19 protein-coding genes, 1 tRNA gene and 1 riboswitch are annotated in these 20404 nt (G+C 44.4%); of the genes, 7 read left to right on the top strand and 13 right to left on the bottom strand.

Annotated elements, in window-relative coordinates:
- Positions 1-27 precede the first annotated feature (27 nt).
- The 5 genes from LEP1GSC058_RS10155 to coaE all read right to left on the bottom strand — a co-directional run bounded on the left by LEP1GSC058_RS10155 (position 28) and on the right by coaE (position 3405).
- On the bottom strand, positions 28-456 hold the full coding sequence (locus tag LEP1GSC058_RS10155) for a VOC family protein (protein ID WP_016550632.1): 429 nt from the start codon (positions 454-456) through the stop codon (positions 28-30).
- Between the two features lie 102 nt (positions 457-558).
- On the bottom strand, positions 559-1248 hold the full coding sequence (locus LEP1GSC058_RS10150) for a hypothetical protein (RefSeq protein ID WP_016550628.1): 690 nt from the start codon (positions 1246-1248) through the stop codon (positions 559-561).
- Positions 1249-1374: 126 nt separating this feature from the next.
- Complete coding sequence (locus LEP1GSC058_RS10145) at positions 1375-2028, bottom strand: FFLEELY motif protein (RefSeq protein WP_016550584.1); 654 nt, start codon at positions 2026-2028, stop codon at positions 1375-1377.
- Between the two features lie 82 nt (positions 2029-2110).
- Entirely contained in the window at positions 2111-2782 is a 672-nt protein-coding gene (locus tag LEP1GSC058_RS10140; protein WP_039948279.1) for an SPOR domain-containing protein, read from the bottom strand.
- Positions 2779-3405: a dephospho-CoA kinase gene (coaE, locus tag LEP1GSC058_RS10135; protein WP_016550173.1), complete on the bottom strand. Its 627-nt coding sequence runs from the start codon at positions 3403-3405 to the stop codon at positions 2779-2781. The genes LEP1GSC058_RS10140 and coaE overlap by 4 nt, the downstream gene beginning before the upstream one ends.
- A 214-nt stretch (positions 3406-3619) precedes the next feature.
- Between coaE and LEP1GSC058_RS10130 the strand changes: the two genes are divergently transcribed.
- A complete protein-coding gene (locus tag LEP1GSC058_RS10130; RefSeq protein ID WP_010570761.1) occupies positions 3620-3862 on the top strand; it encodes a hypothetical protein in 243 nt (80 codons plus the stop codon).
- 7 nt (positions 3863-3869) lie between these two features.
- On the opposite strand, the gene LEP1GSC058_RS10125 is transcribed toward LEP1GSC058_RS10130, so the two are convergent.
- Positions 3870-3942 (bottom strand) — tRNA-Phe (locus tag LEP1GSC058_RS10125).
- A 39-nt stretch (positions 3943-3981) separates the two neighbouring features.
- Between LEP1GSC058_RS10125 and LEP1GSC058_RS10120 the strand changes: the two genes are divergently transcribed.
- Positions 3982-4689: a protein-L-isoaspartate O-methyltransferase family protein gene (locus tag LEP1GSC058_RS10120; RefSeq protein ID WP_016550863.1), complete on the top strand. Its 708-nt coding sequence runs from the start codon at positions 3982-3984 to the stop codon at positions 4687-4689.
- Between the two features lie 48 nt (positions 4690-4737).
- Here the strand turns inward: LEP1GSC058_RS10120 and LEP1GSC058_RS10115 are convergent, their stop codons facing one another.
- Entirely contained in the window at positions 4738-5631 is an 894-nt protein-coding gene (locus tag LEP1GSC058_RS10115) for a porin OmpL1 (RefSeq protein ID WP_016549947.1), read from the bottom strand.
- Positions 5632-6127: 496 nt separating this feature from the next.
- Positions 6128-6225, top strand: a riboswitch (TPP riboswitch).
- Between the two features lie 132 nt (positions 6226-6357).
- Between LEP1GSC058_RS10115 and thiC the strand changes: the two genes are divergently transcribed.
- Positions 6358-7938 carry a phosphomethylpyrimidine synthase ThiC gene (gene thiC, locus LEP1GSC058_RS10110; RefSeq protein ID WP_016549569.1) on the top strand — a complete coding sequence of 527 codons (1581 nt, stop codon included), beginning with the start codon at positions 6358-6360 and terminating at the stop codon, positions 7936-7938.
- 40 nt (positions 7939-7978) lie between these two features.
- On the opposite strand, the gene LEP1GSC058_RS10105 is transcribed toward thiC, so the two are convergent.
- Entirely contained in the window at positions 7979-8833 is an 855-nt protein-coding gene (locus LEP1GSC058_RS10105) for an LA_0991 family prenyltransferase-like protein (RefSeq protein WP_016550725.1), read from the bottom strand.
- A 48-nt stretch (positions 8834-8881) separates the two neighbouring features.
- A complete protein-coding gene (locus tag LEP1GSC058_RS10100) occupies positions 8882-9913 on the bottom strand; it encodes a mechanosensitive ion channel family protein (RefSeq protein WP_016550144.1) in 1032 nt (343 codons plus the stop codon).
- 213 nt (positions 9914-10126) lie between these two features.
- Between LEP1GSC058_RS10100 and LEP1GSC058_RS10095 the strand changes: the two genes are divergently transcribed.
- Genes LEP1GSC058_RS10095 through LEP1GSC058_RS10080 form a run of 4 tightly spaced genes read left to right on the top strand, consistent with a single transcriptional unit; the run spans position 10127 to position 15470 of the window.
- Entirely contained in the window at positions 10127-12454 is a 2328-nt protein-coding gene (locus LEP1GSC058_RS10095) for an adenylate/guanylate cyclase domain-containing protein (RefSeq protein ID WP_016550355.1), read from the top strand.
- A 6-nt stretch (positions 12455-12460) separates the two neighbouring features.
- Positions 12461-13978 carry a FecR domain-containing protein gene (locus LEP1GSC058_RS10090; protein WP_016549423.1) on the top strand — a complete coding sequence of 506 codons (1518 nt, stop codon included), beginning with the start codon at positions 12461-12463 and terminating at the stop codon, positions 13976-13978.
- A 10-nt stretch (positions 13979-13988) separates the two neighbouring features.
- On the top strand, positions 13989-14822 hold the full coding sequence (locus LEP1GSC058_RS10085) for a hypothetical protein (protein WP_016550570.1): 834 nt from the start codon (positions 13989-13991) through the stop codon (positions 14820-14822).
- A gap of 9 nt (positions 14823-14831) precedes the next feature.
- Complete coding sequence (locus tag LEP1GSC058_RS10080; protein ID WP_016550440.1) at positions 14832-15470, top strand: DUF1554 domain-containing protein; 639 nt, start codon at positions 14832-14834, stop codon at positions 15468-15470.
- On the opposite strand, the gene LEP1GSC058_RS10075 is transcribed toward LEP1GSC058_RS10080, so the two are convergent.
- From LEP1GSC058_RS10075 to LEP1GSC058_RS10060, 4 genes are all read right to left on the bottom strand, one after another.
- Entirely contained in the window at positions 15467-16141 is a 675-nt protein-coding gene (locus LEP1GSC058_RS10075) for a response regulator (RefSeq protein WP_039948278.1), read from the bottom strand. The genes LEP1GSC058_RS10080 and LEP1GSC058_RS10075 overlap by 4 nt on opposite strands.
- Positions 16138-17187, bottom strand: coding sequence for a sensor histidine kinase (locus LEP1GSC058_RS10070; RefSeq protein WP_039948550.1), 1050 nt, complete (start codon positions 17185-17187; stop codon positions 16138-16140). Before LEP1GSC058_RS10070 ends, LEP1GSC058_RS10075 begins: the two co-directional genes overlap by 4 nt.
- Positions 17188-17297: 110 nt before the next feature.
- Positions 17298-18599: an LruC domain-containing protein gene (locus LEP1GSC058_RS10065; RefSeq protein ID WP_016549978.1), complete on the bottom strand. Its 1302-nt coding sequence runs from the start codon at positions 18597-18599 to the stop codon at positions 17298-17300.
- A gap of 203 nt (positions 18600-18802) precedes the next feature.
- Positions 18803-20326: an HDOD domain-containing protein gene (locus tag LEP1GSC058_RS10060; RefSeq protein ID WP_016551016.1), complete on the bottom strand. Its 1524-nt coding sequence runs from the start codon at positions 20324-20326 to the stop codon at positions 18803-18805.
- Positions 20327-20404 lie beyond the last annotated feature (78 nt).

The raw sequence follows: 20404 nt of genomic DNA, 5'->3' as shown, positions 1-20404 counted from the left end.
AGACCATATTGATAAATAATTATTTTCTTAAATAGGCAACTGGATGCTTCCGTCTTCGCTCATAGGAAAGTGGGGATTCCACGCCACTTCCCATAAAAAACCGTCCGGATCGGAAAAATAACCCGAACGTCCTCCCCAAAAAGCATCGTGCGCGGGACGGACGATTTTGCCTCCATTCTGTTTTACAAAATCCAACGTGCGGTCCACGTCTTCCGCAACTCGGACATTATGAGCAAGCGTAAAGCCTCGGAAACCCGAACCTGCCGAATTTACGGTCGCATCATTGGCCAGATCCTCTTTCGGAAACAAAGCCAAAATGATCCCACCCGTTTGAAAAAACGCGATGGCTTCTTCACTAGCGCTCGAAAGAGGCCATCCAAGTCCGTCCTTGTAGAATTTTACGGAGCGTTGTAGATCGGAAACTCCGAGAGTAATAATGCTAATGCGAGGTTCCATTTTTATCATAATTGCCTGGGAGAATTTTTAAAACTAAGGGGCAGCTGTTTTTTTCTAAAAGCCCTGTATTCGAAATAAGTACGGCAGGTCTTCTCATAGTTTTCACGATTCTTTAGCAATGCGTTTCGTGTCCAACCATCCGCCTAATGCGGCGATTACGATATATCCGAAAAGCGCCTGTGCGGAAAATTCAGGAATGCTTGTAGGAGGAGGAAAGAACGGGGTTACTGTCGCCAGCAGTAAAAGAAATGTCGCAAAAAGCTGCATGCCGTATTTTCCCGCAAAAGTACTTCCCGGTTTTGTCGCACTGAAATACAGAACAAGTCCGATTAAAGTTACGACGATTTCCAAAGCAATCGAAAGAATGCGATTTCTCCAAAGCCCGAATCCGATTTTCGGGCCTGAATCCAAAAAGATCGGAAGATCCGGAGTATGCATTAGTAAGTCCGCAAAATAATGTGAAAGGACCGAAATTCCGATCAAAAAAGAAATCTTCGTTTTCGTTTTCGAGTCATACGGTTTGGATTTTAGCAGAATATATTTTGAGAGAAGAAATATTAGAATGCTCCAGAGTATTCCGGCAACGAAGCTATGTGTATAAGGCATAAAGAATAAATCGAAATTATTTGTCTCCGTAAAGCCGGGAACGAATCGAACTCCTTCGATTCCAAATAGTATGAAAATCATAAAGAGGATGTCGACGAACTGGACGCCCAAAAGAGTCGTCCAAAGCGGGGTTTTCGGTTCCGCTTTCTTTAGAGCGAAGGAAACGCTATAATGACCGATGAACATTTGATTTCTCCTATTCTACGCCTGACCTACTGAAAATACGGACAAAGCATTTTGCCAACCGTGAAAATTTGCAAGAAGGAAGTTTCTTCGGGAGTTAAGCGGATCGTTTTTAGGAATGAAAGGAGTTTAAATTCCGTCGCTATAGGAGTATTTTTGTCCGTCTTCTAGCTTTGCAACCAAACGATTTTCGCGGTCTTGAAACGCTTCTATAAACGGATTCAAATCCTTGATTTTACTCGAAAGACCGTAACCTGCTTCCATCGTATCGACCAGAGATGTGGCTCCGACCATGGATGCTGCGACTTTAATGGGAGCCATGATCAATTTTACCATCGGAAGTTTCGAGAGAGAAAAGAAGAATCGTAAAGTTTCACCGACCATTCGAATTTGTTCCCGTCGGTCGTCATAACGTCCCACTTCTCCGATGGCGGCATAGAGACTTTCTTGTCTGATGTTTCCGTCATCAAGTAGGTTATTTTCGATCACGATTCTCGCGGTATCAAAATCTAGAGAGTCCGTTATTTTATTCAGGAGAATAATCTGATGAATGCTGTCCGTCATGGCCTTTCCGGCTACGGTTTTCAGTTTTTCGTACAAATTTTCGAGGGCGTTATCCCTCTCTTCCTTGTTTGCCGGGGCGTACAAATTATTTTCAAAAAAATGAGGAATGCCGTCGTACCCTTTTATCGTGGTAAGAAGATCCGAATACGTAAATCGCAAGCGGACAATTGTGGATCTGACTACGGCAAGACGAACTGGTTCAAGTTCTTTCAGATCCATTTCTGTTAGCAACACTTGGGCCCCCGTACCATTTGGGTCAATAGAAAAATAGAATCGGAAAGTTTCCGTTTCAGCGGTCTTCCTATTCCTTAGAGACTATCGCTTTTTCCTTTAGATTAGACGGAAGTTTTTTAATCGATTTATCGGCATCTTCGCGACTAGGAAAATTTCCCATCCGGACGGTAAAATATCCGTTCTTCGTTTTTTTTACGTAACTTTTTCCGCCTATCGATGATTTTAGTTCGTCCGCTTTTTCTCGTCCTTTAAAGGCCGCAATCTGAACATAAAATCCGCCTTCGTTCTTATGAACGGATTTTCGAGAGACGACTTCCGATTTCTTGGATTCCTTCTCGCGTTTTACGAGTTTTTTCTCTTTATGAGGTTCGCTGGGAGCATCGGCCGAAATTTTTGCCACGTCTTCTTTTTTTGTCGAAGAAACGTTAGTGCGAAGATCTACAATCTCGGATCCCGGCGGCAGGTTTCGAAATTTTATTTCTTCTTCACGAGGTCCGTTCTGAGTAGCGGCGGAATTGGCTGCGATATGCGGCGTTTGTCCTTGGGTCGGTTCGGAAGAGAGCGCCACTGTTGAATTGTTATGCGAATTTAACGATAAGTCTTCCTGAACTTGGCCTCTCTTTCTTCCTATCGAAACTCCGAGAAAGAAAAAAGAGAATAGAAGGCCAATTAGAAAAATGGACAGCAGCGTTATCCGCTTATTATCTAAATTAATTACGTAAAATATTTTTTCCTTCATTTCATCCTGCCTTTTAGTTCCGAGAACAGCTTCGCGCATTCCTTCTTTAAATCTTCCAAATCCCCTAGGTTCCTAATGACATAATCGGCTCTTTCCGATTTTTCCTGGAGAGAAAGCTGGCTTTTTGCGCGGGCTTCCGCTTCTTCCATGGAGATCCCGTCCCGTTCTACGGTTCGTTTTAAGGACGATTTTGGATCCGAAACTACGCAAACAGTCGCGTCGCAAAGCGTGTAGGAATCGGTTTCGAATAATAGAGGGACTTCCCACGCGACCAAACGGCTTCCGGCCTGATTTTTCAGAATTCTTTGAAATTCCTCCCGGATAAGGGGATGGACCAGCTTATTTAAAGCGGAAAGCTTCTCCGAATTGCCAAAAACCAGTTTGGCGATCTTCTTTCGGTCCGGTTTTAAAGACTTATCTAAAATTTCGGTACCTAAAACCTTTACGAGTTCGTCCTTGATCGGGCTGTCCGGATCCGTGTACTTCCGTGCGATTTCATCCGCACTAATCCGGAACGCCCCTAAGTCTTCAAAGAACTTCGCAGCAGTAGATTTCCCTCCGCCGATCATTCCGGTTATTCCGACTAAGAACGAATCGTCGTCTCTACCTGGATGTTTCGGCATAAACAAACCTTACGCATAGACCGGTTGAGAGTACAAGCAAAAAAGAAGCTATAAACCATAGCTCCTTTCAAAAGAGGAATCTTGTGGAATGTGCTCCCGATCCGAGCTATAGTGTTTTTACGTTCAACTCCGATAAGAGTTTTCGGTTCTAAAAAAGAAGGTGGAATGTTTTTGCACGTCGGGTAAAAACAACGAATCAGCTTAGAGGAAAATTATGAAATATTTGGAAACATCTCAAATCATTCCATCAAAGGGTATGTCATACACAATGTATGAAATAGAAGGCGATGATCAAATCTTGCGGATGTTGACTTATATTCCCGACACCGACGAGGTTCACGTTTATCCAAAGCCGCCGGTAAAGAAACTCTATAAACCGGAATTATGCAAGGCCGTCCAGGATGTAGTATTTTCCGAATTATGGAAATTGGGAGAGGAGCGAAAGAAGGATAAGTAGAGGGTTTTGGCTCCGGGCAGAATCGAACTGCCGACACAAGGATTTTCAGTCCTCTGCTCTACCGACTGAGCTACAGAGCCGAACCCACTGCCAAGGTAAGAAATCGAGGCTAGCTGTCAATGGAAAATCACCCTTTTGGCCCGCCGCCTCTCTTCGACTCTGCGAACTCCATCGCCGAGAGAGAGGCGATGGTGAAAAACCAAATCATAGCAAGAGGAATCTCGGACTCCTCCGTTATTCAGGCAATGAGGAATGTGCCAAGGCATTTTTTTCTACCTTCCGAATCTAGACATCTCGCATATCTGGATAAAGCGATTTCGATAGGATTCGGACAAACAATTTCGCAGCCATATATAGTAGCTTATATTTTAGAGAAGCTGTCCGTATCTCCGAAAGAGAAAGTTTTGGAAGTAGGAACCGGATCCGGCTACTTGACCGCACTTTTAATCGACATGAAAGCGGAAGTCGTCTCAGTCGAAATCGTTCCCGAATTGCACAGGAGGGCGACAGAAATTCTAGAGCTATGGTTCCCCGGTTGTACGAAAATACACCGGATTCGAATCGGAGACGCATACGAATTCGCAAAGGAGAAGGGTATCTATACTCGCTTCGTTTCTTCGGCCTGCCTGCCGAAAATCCCTGAAACGATTCATCCATTCTTTCTCTGCTTGCGGGACGGTGGACTTGCAGTTTTTCCGATTCTCGGAACAGGAAATGTTCAGCATCTCGTTACTTTATTAAAACGTAATGATCGATGGGAAGAGAGGGATCGGATCGAGGTGAAATTCGTTCCATTGACCGGACGAGGGGGGCTTCCGGACAAATAAAAAAGGCTCCGAATGGAGCCTTTTAAGAACGGCGTATAAGTTTGAAAATTAGATTTCGAGCTTATATCCGAAACGGTATTGAGTTCCACCCAAAACGACCGGGTAAGCGGGAGTTGGGGCTAAGCTGATAATACCACCTAAGGAACGAGTGTGCGCAACACCGTACTGGAACGAATAAAGAGTTTCAGCTTCCATGAAGAAATGACCTTTATCCGTAAGTCTTGCTTGCGCTCCGATTAACCAGTTAGGAGCAAATCCCGCTACGCTGAAACGAGTGTTTTCCCAGTTTGCTTGAGGGCTGGTTCCGTCCGCTACTAAGTTCGTGACAGTGTTCGTCGGACCGAGAGTCGCCGCCAAGTATTGGTGTACGTCTTCCGCGTGGTTACTACCCGCGAGGCTCCATCCACCTTTGTAGTAGTGAATACCGGCTCCAATATAGATCGCTGCATCTTCCGATACGGAAAGTTTGATACCTACGTTTACGGGGATTTGAATTGCGTTATAATCCCAATGAATATTGTAATATTCATATCCTGCAAACTTAGCAGTGGTATCTCCACCCATGATTTTTCTGGTATAGTTACCGGAAATTCTCCAGAAGAAAGCTTTTCCGAAATCCTTCTCATATCCGATGGAGATCACTCCACCAGTCATTGCTCCGGCGGTTTTCGCGCTGATCAATCCGTTCGTTGTGTGTTGGAGGGTAATCAGACGATTTTCCGGAATGATTGCACGACGTGGTGCAACACCGGTAGTTCCAGTGGAAGACTGAACATCATAATAACTAGATGCATCCAGACCATCTTTAGTGATTGTGCCACCGAGTTGCCCGAGGTCGAATTGAGTACCAAGGCTCCCGAAGACGTATGATTTTGCGCTTATGCTTGCTGCCGAAAAAAGAACGGCGAAGACAAGCACAACTTTGCTTATGTTACGAACCATTTATATAGCTCCTTTAAACTTTTCGTATCGTGAAGTGTCGTAAAGCCAGGACATTTTATGTCTATTGCCTGTCCCAGGCATAGGACAGGACTCTAAGAGGCTTCCGTTCGCTGTCAAACAGATAATCGAAGCTAAATAAAAAAGTCCTGTTTTCTATTTTTTTATTTCGAACATGAGTTAGGTAATCATGCCGACGTTAATTTTTCAGCATTGCAACACGGAAAATTTTTAGAATGGATCGTTTTAATATTCGTTTTCGTTCTACGATTTCAAAAATACCGAATGATTGTTCAGCATGAACGAGTTCGTATCATGAATGTATCGGTTCTATAGTGGAATGTAGAACGCGCTGCGAAGTATCGACTTCTGAAAATATAAATATAGAGTGGTTTCAGTTTCAGCTGAATGGTCATTCCATTTTCGAAATTGCTTGCCTGTGGCGCTCCTATGCTGGGGAAAAGTCCTTGCAAGCTAATGAAAATATCCGTTAATGGAAGAGAACCGTTGGGGGTGGGACGCCATTTGGCGACTCTGAGAGAGTCCCCGGAACCTGATCAGGATAATGCCTGCGAAGGAAAACGGATGAGCAGAAGGATTTGCTCTCAAATATATTAGTTTTTTCTGTTTGATATCGATTTTTCGGAAAATCTAAACAGGGGATTTCCTTCTTCCGCATATCTTGTTTTCTTATCTAGGTTTTATCGCCCTTCGGTTGGAGAGGCATATATGGACCCAATTCAAAACGATTTCGCATCGAAATACCAAATTCCCAATAAAGAGATTCATCTTACCGACGGAACTCGATATCATGCTTATACTACCGAAGGTCCTTGGGGAAAAGGGGAGGTCCCGCGCGATTTCAAAATCGGAATTCCAAAATTACGCGAGCCCTGGATTCGACAAAGAAGCGAGGATTCGAATCATTCGCAGATGTACTATGCTAGACGCGGTACGATAACAGAAGAAATGAGATACGTAGCTCTGCGAGAAGGCATGGAACCCGAGTTCGTTCGTTCCGAAATCGCCCGTGGTCGCGCGATCATCCCATCGAATAAAAAGCATTTGGAACTAGAGCCGATGATTATCGGTAAGAATTTTCTGGTAAAGATAAATGCGAATATAGGAAATTCCGCTCTTTCTTCCTCCATCGAAGAAGAAGTTGAGAAGCTAAGATGGGCCGTTCGATGGGGAGCCGATACGGTTATGGATCTTTCCACCGGAAAGAACATTCATGAGACTCGCGAATGGGTGATTCGTAATTCGCCGGTTCCGATCGGAACGGTTCCCATATATCAGGCTCTGGAAAAAGTGAAAGGAAAGGCGGAAAACCTAAACCTAAACGTTTTTTTAGAGACTTTGGAGGAACAAGCCGAACAGGGAGTGGATTATTTTACGATTCATTCCGGTGTTTTGTTAAGATATATTCCGCTAACTGCTAAGCGTACTACGGGCATCGTTTCGAGAGGCGGTTCAATCATCGCAAAATGGTGCTTGGCTCATCATAAAGAAAATTTTCTTTATGAGCGGTTCGACGAAATCTGCAAAGTCATGAAAAAATACGGAGTTTCCTTCTCTTTGGGAGACGGACTTCGACCGGGAAGCATAGCGGACGCAAATGACGAGGCTCAGTTCGGAGAATTAAGAACATTAGGCGAACTCACACAGAAAGCTTGGGAAGAAGATATTCAAGTCATGATCGAAGGTCCGGGTCACGTTCCGATGCATCTCATCAAAGAGAATGTGGATCTTCAAATGGAAATTTGCAAGGAAGCCCCGTTCTATACTCTCGGTCCTCTAGTTACCGATATAGCGCCCGGCTACGACCATATCACTTCCGCGATCGGCGCGGCGATTATAGGTTGGCACGGAACCGCGATGCTTTGTTACGTAACTCCTAAGGAACACTTAGGACTTCCGGATAAAGAGGACGTCAAGCAAGGAGTGATCGCATATAAAATCGCCGCGCACGCGGCTGATCTTGCGAAAGGACATCCCGGCGCAAAACAAAGGGATGATTTACTAAGCAAGGCTCGTTTTGAATTTCGTTGGGAGGATCAGTTTGCTCTTTCCTTGGATCCCGAAACTGCACAGTCATTTCACGACGAAACTTTACCCCAGGATAGGATGAAGACAGCGCATTTTTGTTCCATGTGCGGCCCTCATTTTTGTTCGATGAATCTGACCCAGGAACTTCGAAAATACGCGGAAGAAAAAGGGCTATCGGAGCTCGATGCTGTAAGCGAAGGGATGAAAGAGAAATCGGAAGAATTCTTGGAAAAGGGAGCGAGCGTTTATATAGCTCCTTGAAAATACGAGTAGGCGTTCTGTAAAAAAGAGCGCCTACCGATTACCAAGATAATAACCAAGGCACGAAACCGATTATATAGATTCCTTCTCCTAAAATTCTGTATCGTTGCGAACCCGAAAAGAAAGCCGAGTATCGTAAAATAATTCCGGGGACAGCGCAAAGCAGCGATGCGAAAATACAGGCGGAAACCGATTCGGTCGGCTCGAATTTTCGAGTCCAACCTGCGAGTAAAATTCCGGTTACGGTTCCTAATAAGGAAAATATAAGCGCCCAATCTCTCGCGGATTCAGGAGAAAAGGTTCCTAGCAAATAGACGAGTCCTTCTTTTTCGTCCAGATCCATTTCCATCAACGAATTCATGATCAAGTTTAGGACGGTTCCTAGGAAGAAAAGCATCAATAAGACTCCCGTTAACCAAGATCGGAAGCCGACTACGAGGAGGGGACCGAACCAAACTCCTAACGTATAAATTGTCGCGACGGAAAATTCCTTTCCGAACCTAATTTTTCCCCAGGAGGCTAACGACAAATGAACGATTGCGAGAACGGAAAGAATCAATCCTCCAAGGAAAACGATTTCCCTTACGAAGAAAAGAGCGAGCGCTACGCAAAAGATCGCACTACAAGCTGCCAGAATCATTAGAAGTCTTGAATATTCGAAATGAAACTTGTGCCGCGGGTTGATTGAGGATTCACGTAATTTTCTTCCGTCCAATAGATGGTCTGCAGTATAAACCACCCAGACGCTCAACGGGAGAAGAATCCACCAGGCCCATTTCATTTTAGCGCCGGTGACCGTGACCGCATACGCCCCGGATCCCGCCACTCCTAGACAAATATCCAAACTGAGAACGTGGATATAAAACCAAATGCCTCGATAATTTTCAATTCGCATGTGTTTCGCCTTTTCAGGTCCTCAACGATAAATATAGAATAAAATCGTCTAAACTCTGTTTTGCGCGGATGTCGGAAATTCGATTCCTTCCGATCTGAACTTTGCGTGCAAGGATTTAATAAATTCCGATCTCAATAAATATTGATCGGTTATTTCCTTTAATCGAAATGTCACCGCCAATTCGATACTAGACGGTCCGAACGCCTGAAAGCGTACATGAGGCTCAACCTCGGTCCTTTTTCCGTAAATGGACTGCAGTGTTTGCTTTGCGACTTCTTTGCAGATATTTTCCACTCTTTGAAGATCGTTTTGATAAGAAACGGATAGGGAGACGCCGATCGATACGTTCGGAGATGGGAGTTCATAATTTATATAGGTCGTTTTGGACATTTTTGCGTTCGGAATGACGATCGTGCTGCCGTTCAGTTTTCGCAAAGAGGTAGTTCTCCAGCTGATATCTTCTATATGTCCTTCTTCTCCGGTTTCTAAGGTTATAAAATCACCCACTCGGACTTTCTTCCCAAGCAAAACCTCCAGACCGGCGAAAAGATTCGAAAGAGTTTCCTGCAATCCCAATGCGACGGCCAATCCTCCAACGCCTAATGCGGTTAAGGCGGGAGCAACGGAAATTCCCAACGTTTGTAAAATCACTAATCCGCCGATCAGCAATATGCCGATGCGCAAAATATTATTCAAAATCGAAGCCGAGGAAAGGATGCCTTCGTTTTTCGAAGAGTATAATTCGAAAAACCCCGTTGCGACGTTAGCGATGGAGAGAGTAAAAAATAAAATTGCGAGGACCTTGAGGTATACGAAGTAGGAATTCTTCGCATCGGAATGCAATGACGACGCATGAATCGCGGCGTACAATCCTAAAATTAAGAAAAAGTAACGAACGAACGATAGCAATGCGAGATAGAGCGGGTGCTGCTTGTCTAATTTATCTTTCGTAAGATTCCGAGCGAGCTTCGGAACTATGAACCCGCCAAAAATATAACCGAGCAAAATTCCAAGCGCTGCGAATACCGGACCGATCACCCAATGGAATCGGAGAATCGTCGGCCAATCAATTTCGTTCATAACCACACCGTAAGAATCTACGGGATTAGGAAAAGGGTTTTCTCTTAGCGGAACAAGTCGCCGGACATTGATTATGTGGCATTGTTGCGGCATTTTTAGCGGGAATTCCCGAATGTAAATCGGGTTCCCTTTTTTGGAAAAAGGATTTTCGAATGACAAACGAAGTAGTTTTGAGAAACTCCGAACCCCATGGATGGGGAGGCATACGAATAAATGCTCGAATACGCGTTGGATTCCGGGCTTTCGCTCTACGTCCAAAGGTTTACTCCCGAATCGGAGGAAGAGCAGCCCTGGTTAGAGGAAGTTCACACTCGAGGGATTAGAGAAGTAATCCTTTGGGGCAGTCCGACCGAGGCCGGAGCTTGGAAAAAGAACCCGGGTTTTATAAAGTTAATCAAGAATCTGAAATCGGAGCAGGTTTCGATTACGACTCTTGACGGGTCCAAATTTAATTTGTCCGACAAATCGGTGGAAAAGCTGGTTTCGTTTCTGCAAACCAAGGGAAAAAAATCGCCGGTTCTATTTTGGTATTCCTTGGACGAGGCGGATAGGGTATTAAGCGCACTGAAGGATCGGTTTCCCCTAAAGGAGAAAATCGTTCCAACACCTTTCTCTCCTATTAAGAGAACTGCGCCGGTTCAGGAAGTTCGTTCCGAGTTCGCAAATTACGGGAAGTCCGGAAAGGATTCCGCCGAGAGGGAAGCATTTCGTCCTTCCCAAATTACAATACGGGTAAAGCTGTTATCCATCGTATCCGCAATCGTCGTCCTCAGTATGGGATTTATGATCGCGCTAGCTACGACGCTATTTAGAAATTATACGGTTTCTTTAATTCAAGAATACAACTTGAGTCTCGCTCGATTGACCGGGTTACAAGTCGGCCTAAAGGTGCGAGATCTAGCCGATAAGGCCGATGAATTTTACGAAAAATCTCCGGGACAGGTTTTGCCGGGAGCAAACTCTAAGAAAGGATTTCCACCCAAGGATTTAGAAACTTATTTTGCGAGTCAGCCTAGAATTTTGGCTTGGGGAAAAGCAAAGGGAGGAGAAACGAATTTATTTTTGAATGCCCGTTTTCTGAAAGAGTTGAGAACTGAGGAAGATCTCATTCGCACAAAATGGAATTCGATACCGTCGGCGGAGAAAGCAAAACTCCTTTCGTCCGATTCTGATAAACTGCACGTATCGAATATTAGTGCCAAATTCGGATTCCCGTTGGTGCTATTCTCCGAAAGAAAGAAAGGCGGTAGCGAAGCTAGTTTCTTTTTACTGGCGCCTACCGATTTATGGGAATCGGCCCGATCGGCGTTGCAAACAGAATTATTCGAAATCTGGATCGTCGATTCCCAAGGAAAATTGGTCGCTCATACGAATGAAACCGAGGCGCTTTCGGAAAAGGATTATTCGAAGAATCCCCTAGTTCAATTTCTACTTCGCAATCCTACCGACAATGGTTCCAGGACGACCGATTACGAAGGAAAGGAAACGCTCGGATCATTCCAACAATTGGAAGACGGCAATCTCGCCGTAATTTCTTCGATCGAGGCGGAAAAGGCCTTCGAAGCAGTGTATAAAATTCGAAGACAGAATCTTTATATTCTACTTTGCGTCCTATCGATCGCTTTCTTAGTCGTGTTTCTTTTTTCCCGAACGCTTACTGTGCCTATTATCAATCTGTTAAGCGCAACGAGGCAGATCGAAAGAGGGAATTATCACGTAGCGATTCGCCCGGTCACAAGAGACGAAGTCGGAGTTCTTACTAATTCATTTTTAAAGATGGCCCAAGGATTGGAGGAAAGGGAAAAAATCAAGGACACCTTCGGTAAATTCGTGAATAAGGAAATCGCGGAACGCGCTCTTTCGGGCGAGGTTTCTTTAGGGGGAGAAACGAAAGAAGTTGCGGTATTTTTTTCGGATTTAAGGAATTTCACCGGTATGTCCGAACGATTAAAGCCTAGTGAAGTCGTTGAATTTTTGAACGCATATTTTACCGAAATGGTGGAGTGCATCTATCTAACACAAGGGATCGTAGATAAGTTCATCGGGGACGCGATTATGGCCCATTGGGGCGCGTTGTATTCGGATGGAAACGATACAAGGAATGCAGTTAATGCGGGGCTTTTAATGAGAAATGCTCTGATCGAATTCAATCGAATCGGAAATCAGATCGGTCGCCCGAAGGCAAGATTCGGATGCGGAATTAATACCGGGGCCGTGGTCGTAGGGCAGATCGGTTCGGAAAAGAAATTCGAATTCACCGTCATAGGAGACGCTGTGAATTTGGCCTCGCGGATCGAATATCTTACGAAGGATTTCGGAACCGATATTTTAATATCAAGTTCTTCTTACGAAAAAGTAAAAGATTATTATTTGTTCGAGGCGTTGCCTCCGGTTTGGATTCGAGGCAAGGAAGAACCGCAACACCTATATGCGGTTCTGGGTTGGAAGGAAGACCCCGAATGCCCCAAAAGTTTGGAAGAAGTCAGAAGAATCTGTGAAATTCCCGAACCTACCGGCCCGTCTACCGCATTGGCATATTAGAAAATCATGAATTTGCGGTCTTATATTCGAGAAATTCAAGTCGGATTACTTTGCATCCTAGTCTTTCTGATGTCGTTATATTTGCTTTATTTCGAATCTAAATCTAGAGGCGCTTCCGTAAAAGAAATTCTAGGCAACGTATCCTTTAGATATAAGACGGCGCAGAGAAAATTTCCGGATAGGATGCTTTGGGAAGACTTGGAACAAGGTATGTCCGTTTTTGATAAGGATTCTGTCAGAACCGACGAAGCCTCGGAAGCGGTCGTACATTTAAATTCGGGTACTCAAATCGAGCTGGATCCGCAATCAATGGTCGTTCTGCAGTTAAAGGAAAATCGGGAAATACTGCATTTGGGCGAAGGGAGTCTGCTGGTCGACGGTAAGAAGGTACTTTCAGTTTTATCGGGAAAAGTCGGTCTGGACGCTAAGTCGGATTCTTCATTTCGGATAACAAATTCACCGGATGGTCTTTCCGTAAACGTGCGAAAAGGAGAAGTGATCTGGAAGGAAGATGGAACCGCGAAGGTGAGATTGGGAGAAGGGGAGACCGCTCTAAACGCCGTTAAAGCGGAGAAAAAATGGAATTTAATCCTACCCGAGGAATCGCATAGATTTTTCCCGCAAGAGCCGGAGCAACCGGTCGAGTTTCGCTGGGATGGCGGCGACGATTCGGTTTGGGAAGTTTCCTCGAAGAGAGATTTTAGCAAAATCATCGAAACAAGGATCGTTAAAGAAAAGGGACTTCGTCAGAAGTTCAAGGAAGGAATCTATTTTTGGAGGATTCGATCTCGGAACGGACAGAGAATATCGGATATTCGTAAATTTCGAGTTCTTCCGAATCCTCTCCCCGAGCTGTTCTACCCGAAGATGGACAGCGTTCAAGAAGAGCGAACAGTTTCGTTCGCATGGGCAAGACAGAAAATCGCAAGCGGATATCGTCTTCAGATTTCGAACGATTCTTCTTTCTCAAACGTGAGGGAATCACAAGTGTTTCGAACGAACTTTTCGATGACCTTAGATCCCGGTAACTATTATTGGAGAGTAGTATCTTATACCAATTTACCCGGGACCGATGCTATATCCGAGTCGCGTAAGTTCGCAATCGTTCTGCCTGAATCTCCCGTCGCAAAAGCCCCGCAAACTCAAACTCCGTTAAAAGAGCAGATTCAGTCGACGAATAACGATGCGTTATCGCAGGAGTTCCCGAAAAACGGATCTTTAGTCGATATGACCGGTAAAGAAAGCCTGGTCTTTCGATGGAAGTTTAAACCTTCCACTAAACAATCCGATTGGAAGCTCCGCCTCTTTGTGCGAAAACTCGGAAAAGACGAATTAGTGTATGAAAGAAAGACGAAAGGAGATCGCTTTTCTTTTCGAGATTTGGAAAAATTAGACGTCGGTACCTTTTTATGGTCTATCGAATCGGAAGAAAATCCCTCGATTAAATCCGAAGCCGAGTTTAGAATACAGTTAAGAGAAGACTTAGAAGCGCCCGAAACTAAATCTAGCGGGGCGCGACCTTGAAAAAAGATTCATGGAAAGAATATTTAAAAGACGAAAGAACAAGGAAAGTTTGAAAGTATTTTATTTTATCTTAATATTATTCACATCTTTTTCCGCCGTATTTTCCGAAGGTAGAAGTTTCATTTATTATATCGAATGGAAGGAAGTGAAAGGCGGCAGAGGTTATCTAGTCGAAGTACGGAATGCGGCGCCTCCGCAGAGTCTAATCTTGGAAAAGAAAGTTCAAGAGAATGAAATCGAATTCAAATTGGAATCGGGCATCTACGAATATCGAATCGCGGCTTTAAATCGTTTTGGAAAACCTTCTTCCTTCACACCTTGGACTAACTTTAAGGTGGAGCAAGACAGGCCTAAGGAAGTTGCCTTAGCCGAAAAGGAAGGGCTTTCAAAGCCCAAGAGTTCTTCCAGAGTATTCGTACCCGGTTGGGGCTTTTATCGGAACGGAGAAAAATTAAAAGCGATCGGCGTGTGGAGCGGATTCGCAGCCATCGCCTTCTTAGGAAATGCGGAGCGGGAGGCCGGAAATCGGCTGGCTAACGACCCTAAAAACGATCCTAAAGTGATCGGCCTTTTGGGAACACAGCTTTCTCCTCTTTCGACTTTATATCTTTGGGACGCCCGTGCGAAAGACAAATCGGAATACGAAATGTATCAGCGTAACCAATTCGCTCTGGGCGGTATCGCTATCATAGGAATCGTCGCTTCCCTCTGGTGGGAAAATCGCTTACCCGCAAATCAGACTCTAGATCTTAAAATTCGTCCCGATACACCTTCGGCGGTAAATTCCTCCTTTAGAGAAGGATTTGCAAGTCGTTGGGAAATGAGCTATACTTGGAAATTCTAAGGAGGGGTTATGCGTCGGAAAAAGTGCATTATAAAACTTTTGTTCCTTTTTTCTTCGTTTAACGTAGGTTCCCAATTATTATTCTGTTCAAAACCGTTTCCGGAAGGAGACGAATATCTATTGTTAAGCGTATTGCAGTCAAGCTCGGGAGCCAATTCGCCGACTTCGTTCAAATATATTTTTGTGACTTCCGGTACCAGTAACGGAAATTTAGGCGGTGTGAGCGGGGCGGATGCGATTTGTTCGGGTGCGAAGGCGACGGACGGCGCAAGCTTACCCGGAACTAGCACGGAGTATAAAGCTTTGATAGTAGGCACCGGCAGGACGGCCGGCGGAGCGGGTTGGCCTTTGCATGCTTCGACATCGTATTATAAAAATTATCCTAATCCGACCTTGGTATTTTCCACAACGGCCGGCGCACTCCCAAGTCTTCCTTTGAATCAAGCGATTCCGGGTTCCGCAATTCATATCTGGACGGGAATATCCAATACCTGGACGACAGGCACCACTTGCTTAAATTGGGCGGATAATACTCTCGGAAATACGGGGGAATACGGAGTTTCCGGAGCCACCGATATCACTTCGTTTAATAATTCATTCGCGGATACCTGCGATACTTTGAATCATTTACTCTGCGTTCGTTTCTAACTTTCCACGATTCCGGCTCGAATCGCGTAAACTACCAAATCCGCGACCTTATGAAGATCCAACTTCTTCATGATATTCGCTCTATGAACTTTGACGGTCGCCGGCGATATATGCAGTAGTTTACCGATTTTTTCGTTGGAGTTACCTTCCGAAATCAATTTTAGAATTTGGCGTTCACGATCGGATAGGACCGAAAATACGGACGGTCCTTCTTCGGACTGCTCTCCCGTTTTTTTCTTATTGAGCCCTGAAATGACTCTAGTTGCTATGCGAGGACTAAGATACGTCTCTTTACGGCGAACTGCATCGATGGCTCTTAACAAATCTTCTCCGGCATCGTCCTTCAATACGTATCCGTTAATTCCTAGATCGACCAATTTTTGAATATACTCTTCGTTATCGTGTCTGGAGAGAATGATGACTTGAATCTTAGGATAGTAACGTTTGATTCCTTTCACTAAATCGATACCGCTGACGCCGGGCATAGAAATATCGGTTATGACGATATCCGGTTCTAATTTTCCGATCTCATCTAAGGCTTGTTCGGCGTTACCGTTCTCGCCGATGATTTGTAGATCGGCTTGGCCGGAAATAATCAACCTGAGTCCCTCCCTTAGGATCGCGTGGTCGTCTACGAGATAGAGTTTACAAGTTGATGGTTGGGTGTTCATATCTTCTCCTTCGAACGTTGTTTCAGCGGAATTCGAAGCACATAGGTCGTACCTATTCCGAGTTCCGATTCTAAGAATAGAGTTCCGTTCATGTCCTCGACTCTACGCCGGATGTTTTCCAAGCCAAATCCGGTTGGTTTAATTCTAGCTTCCTTTTCTCGAAATCCTTTTCCGTTATCTTTTGCGAAAACGACTAAGGTGCCCTTTTCGGATGTGATGTGAATCTCCACCCTATTGGCCTGAGCGTGCTTCAGAATATTCGCGCAGATTTCCTGAAGAATTCTAAAGACTTGGTTTTGCACGACTTGGGGAATCTTTTCCGGGACCTTGAATTCAGTCTTTACCTTTATTTTTTGAAGCGGAAAGATTCCCGTTGCAAGTGCGTTAAGCGCCGACTCTAGACCGAGTTCTTTTAAAGAAGAAGGTTGTAAGTTCGTGTAGATTTCCCTTAGCTCCTGACTTGCCCGATCTATCAGGCCGAGACCGGACTTGAAGGAATCGGCATGATCAACCGCGGATTTTTGGTATGCCTGAAAATGCAATTTTGCCGCTAGGATGAGTTGACCAACGCCGTCATGGAGTTCCCGCGCTAGGCGAGAGCGTTCTTCTTCCTGAGACGCAAGAACCTTGGTATGCAAATTTGCGATTTTCTTTTGCAGTTTTTTGTTTTGGCTAATATCCTTTAGGATCATGCCGGTGCTGTTTCCGAAAGGAAACGCCGTATAACCGTAAAATTTATTTCCCTTCCTAAACTCTTGGTTTTGCAATTTTATATTACGGGATTTATTCAGATTTTCCCGGAGGTTGGCTTCCTCTTTCGAATCTAATTTTAGAATGGAGAAAAGACTGACGCCGATCATGCTAGATCGGACGCGGAATTCCTTTTGAAAAGAAGCGTTCGCAAAATGAATCGTGTTAAATTTATCCAAGGCGACGATCGGCGAGATTTCCTCAACGAGGGATAAGAAGTATACTAAGGCCTTCTCCGTTGCCGGATCGATAGAAAGACGCTTTAGGTCCTTAGGTTTTAGGATTCCCGTCGCCACATAGATCACGTTAAAGCTACTCCGCTAACCGGGAAAGGAAAAAAATTCCCTTCCCCCGGCCGAATGAGGGAAGGGTCGAAGGATGCTCTTAATACTCTTTCAGGAGTTAGTTATGGTGTGGATTGGAATACTTTCGTCTTGTCAGGATTTCGATACCAATCGATGTCCGTGGTTCCCAACGACTCGTACCAAGTTTTGAACTGAGAATAAGGAATTCGGATATTCTCTCCTTCGTAGGGCCATAAAAAATTACCCGGAATCAATAAATACCAAGGGAATCCAGTAGAATCTCTATATAAGTCGGCGCCCTTTGCATCGAAGAATTTACCGGCTGCGTGAATGTCCTTATTCGTATTGATTACGTGCAGATACGTATCGAACGGCGGTGGACCTAAGTTTGTAGTGGATATCGGCGCGGAAAGAATGACTTCCAAATGAGCCGATTTCCCGACATGAAATGTGTCCGTTTTTCTGGAATTCCAGGACTGGATAGTCGTAGAGCTGTTGCCGAGTATTTCCAAGCCTGAGATCGCCGGCCCTGTTCCGCTTAATGCTTGCTCGACTGTCGTTCCATCATATCCTAGGCGATTCAGAGTGTAGGAACTTACGGAGGCAGCGTTCGGCAAACTAAAATGAAGCGTATGATTGTAGGCGGCTCCTTTGGCTACATGCGTAAAATAACCTCGAACTCGCGCCACTCCTCCCTTAGCATTCAAATCCTCTTCGAAATAGGTACGAACCGCATAATCATTAAAGTCCGCGTCCCCCTCGTTAGGAAATAAATCTTCGAAAGCTATAGTGTAGTAATCCGATACGGGGATCCGAACGATAAAGGCTCGAGTCGGATCCAGAGGATAAGCGTCGTTCACGTCCGGAACCCCGTCTCCGTCCGTATCGACTAAAAGGGTTTCATTTGCCGTAAACGAGATGGAAATCCTACGGTTGATCACCGTTACGTTAGTAATATTGATATCAATGTCGTAGAATTTTCCATAAGCCTGTACTTGAAGATGCACAGTATTCGTATCGCTGTCGACGGTAAAGCTTCCGGTTACTTGCCCGTTTGTATTCGTATATGCGGTAAAAATCGATTTGTTACTCGGCGTACCCGGGGTAGCGGAAGCGACCGTCAATTGCACTAGGCTTCCATTGACCGGAGCTACAGGGTCGATTACCTGCACGTTTACGGTCAGAGTTCGAGTCGTATCGAATGCAAAATCAACGGGAGTTGAAGCATCCTGTACTTGCACGCTAAAATCCGAGCTTCCTGTCGGAGCGGCTACGGGAGTCGCCCCCTGTGCAAGGCTTAGGAGCCAGGCGTAATCAGGATTTTGCTGCGACGAGCAGGAGATTAAAGAACAAAGCCCGAGTGCGAACCAGATTTTTGATATTTTTTTTGTAGTATCGGCCATAAAAGAAACTTCCCAGAGACGACTACATTATCGTTTCGCAGTTTCTTTATGGCAATATGCCCAAAGGTTTAAATTACAACATCCTTAGGTAAAGACGATTTTCAACCGTACGTTAGAAATCCCATCGTAATTGCCGACATATTGGCATTCCGATGGAAATATTTTATGTACTAGAATGAATTCTAAAAATATGAATAACTTACTTATAATGTAGCCTCGAAACTTTCCAAGGCTTTAGTCCTAAAGGAATGAAAATCACCTGAAGTAAAAAATTTACAATACTTTAAGACTTCTTCCGGAATTTCCGAGTACTTCGCCTCTTCATTATTAATTTTTATCATCGTGTCCGCCAAGTAAATGGGGAAAATAATTTCTTTGTAATGCTCTTCCGCCAAAAGAGGGCGATGGTGATATTCCATTCCACGCGAATAGAGTTCCGGAAAATTCCATTTCTCGGAAATCAATGCACCGATCTTCGTATGCGTAATTCCGAAGGCTGCTTCTTCTAAAGTTATGGCGGAAGCTATTTCTTTCGAAGCTGAGTAATTTTGGATTTTATTCATCTTTCCCGATTCAAGAGAAAGAAGAATGATTTCTCCGATATCGTGCAATAGAGCGACCGACATTAAATTACTCACCGTATCCTTTTGCATGGATAGTCTCAGCGCGATCAGCTTGCAGTAATATGCGCACTGGTTCGATTTTTCCCAAATTGCAAGGAAGGCAGGAAATTTTTCCTCCAAAATCTGTTTGGTTCCCAGCGAATAAAGAAGGACTTGAAGTTCTTTGAGTCCGATTAATTGGATTGCGCGATCCAAGGATTCGACTTTACCTCCCCGACGAAAAGCGGCGGAGTTTGCCAGCTTAAGAATATTCGCAGATAATGCCACGTCACGTTTGATCATCTCCGCGATCTGACCGATACTTGAATTCGGTTTATCGATCGTCGCTTGGATGTCCTGAATCGCTTTAGGAAAGGTAGGTAACTGATCGACCTGCTTAATAATCTCGTCAGCTTTTTGAAGTTGGATATTCTCGCGTTGGATTCTAATCGGAATATCGATAATGACCGAAGTGTTGTTGCCTTGGCTTTCCACTCTATAGGAACTGGCGCCAAGTCCGTCGTTTTTCAACATCATCAAAGTCATGATTAAGCCGAGTCCCGCGCCTTCGGTCTCGTCGCCTTTTTCCACGAAGGCTTCCGCCAAGTCGTTATAAGTTTTGGCCTTTTCGATCCTTTGGTTGATCCGATCGACTTCTTCAGGACTTAATTTAACGTTATTCATCACGCGAATACGTATCGCGTCTTTACTGTGTATGAATGAAACCAGGACCACATAATTATTTTTAAATAGCAGGTCCTCGTATTTTTCCTTATTATCAAGATACGATTTTTTGAAACCTACGATTTTACTTCTATATACCGCCGGATTCTGGATATCCGCCTGCAATTCCCTGAAATAAATTCGTTTAACATTTGCTTTGATCGTATTCGTAATCGTTTCTTTTAGGGCGGCAAGAACCGAATCTCTTACGAAAATTATATCCAAATGCAATAGATATCGATCCAGAACTCTCGCGAGAACATTATCCACGTTTTCGGTTAGATTATGAAATTTGAAATGGAATGGTAGATTTTCCTGAATTGGTTGATTCAAGTCCTTCAGATTGCTGAAGACTCCGTAATCTTTATGGTGGAACAGTTCAAGGGCTTTTCCTTGGCTCATATCGTATATAACTCTGGGAAACGTCGCCGTTCTTTGTCAAGATTTTGCAAATTTGATTTATGTTAAAAATAATCCGTT

It is taken from the genome of Leptospira fainei serovar Hurstbridge str. BUT 6 (assembly GCF_000306235.2).
Classification (GTDB): Bacteria; Spirochaetota; Leptospiria; order Leptospirales; family Leptospiraceae; genus Leptospira_B; species Leptospira_B fainei.
The sequence above is the reverse complement of the archived record's forward strand: the minus strand, read 5'-3'. Positions and strand labels throughout refer to the sequence as shown.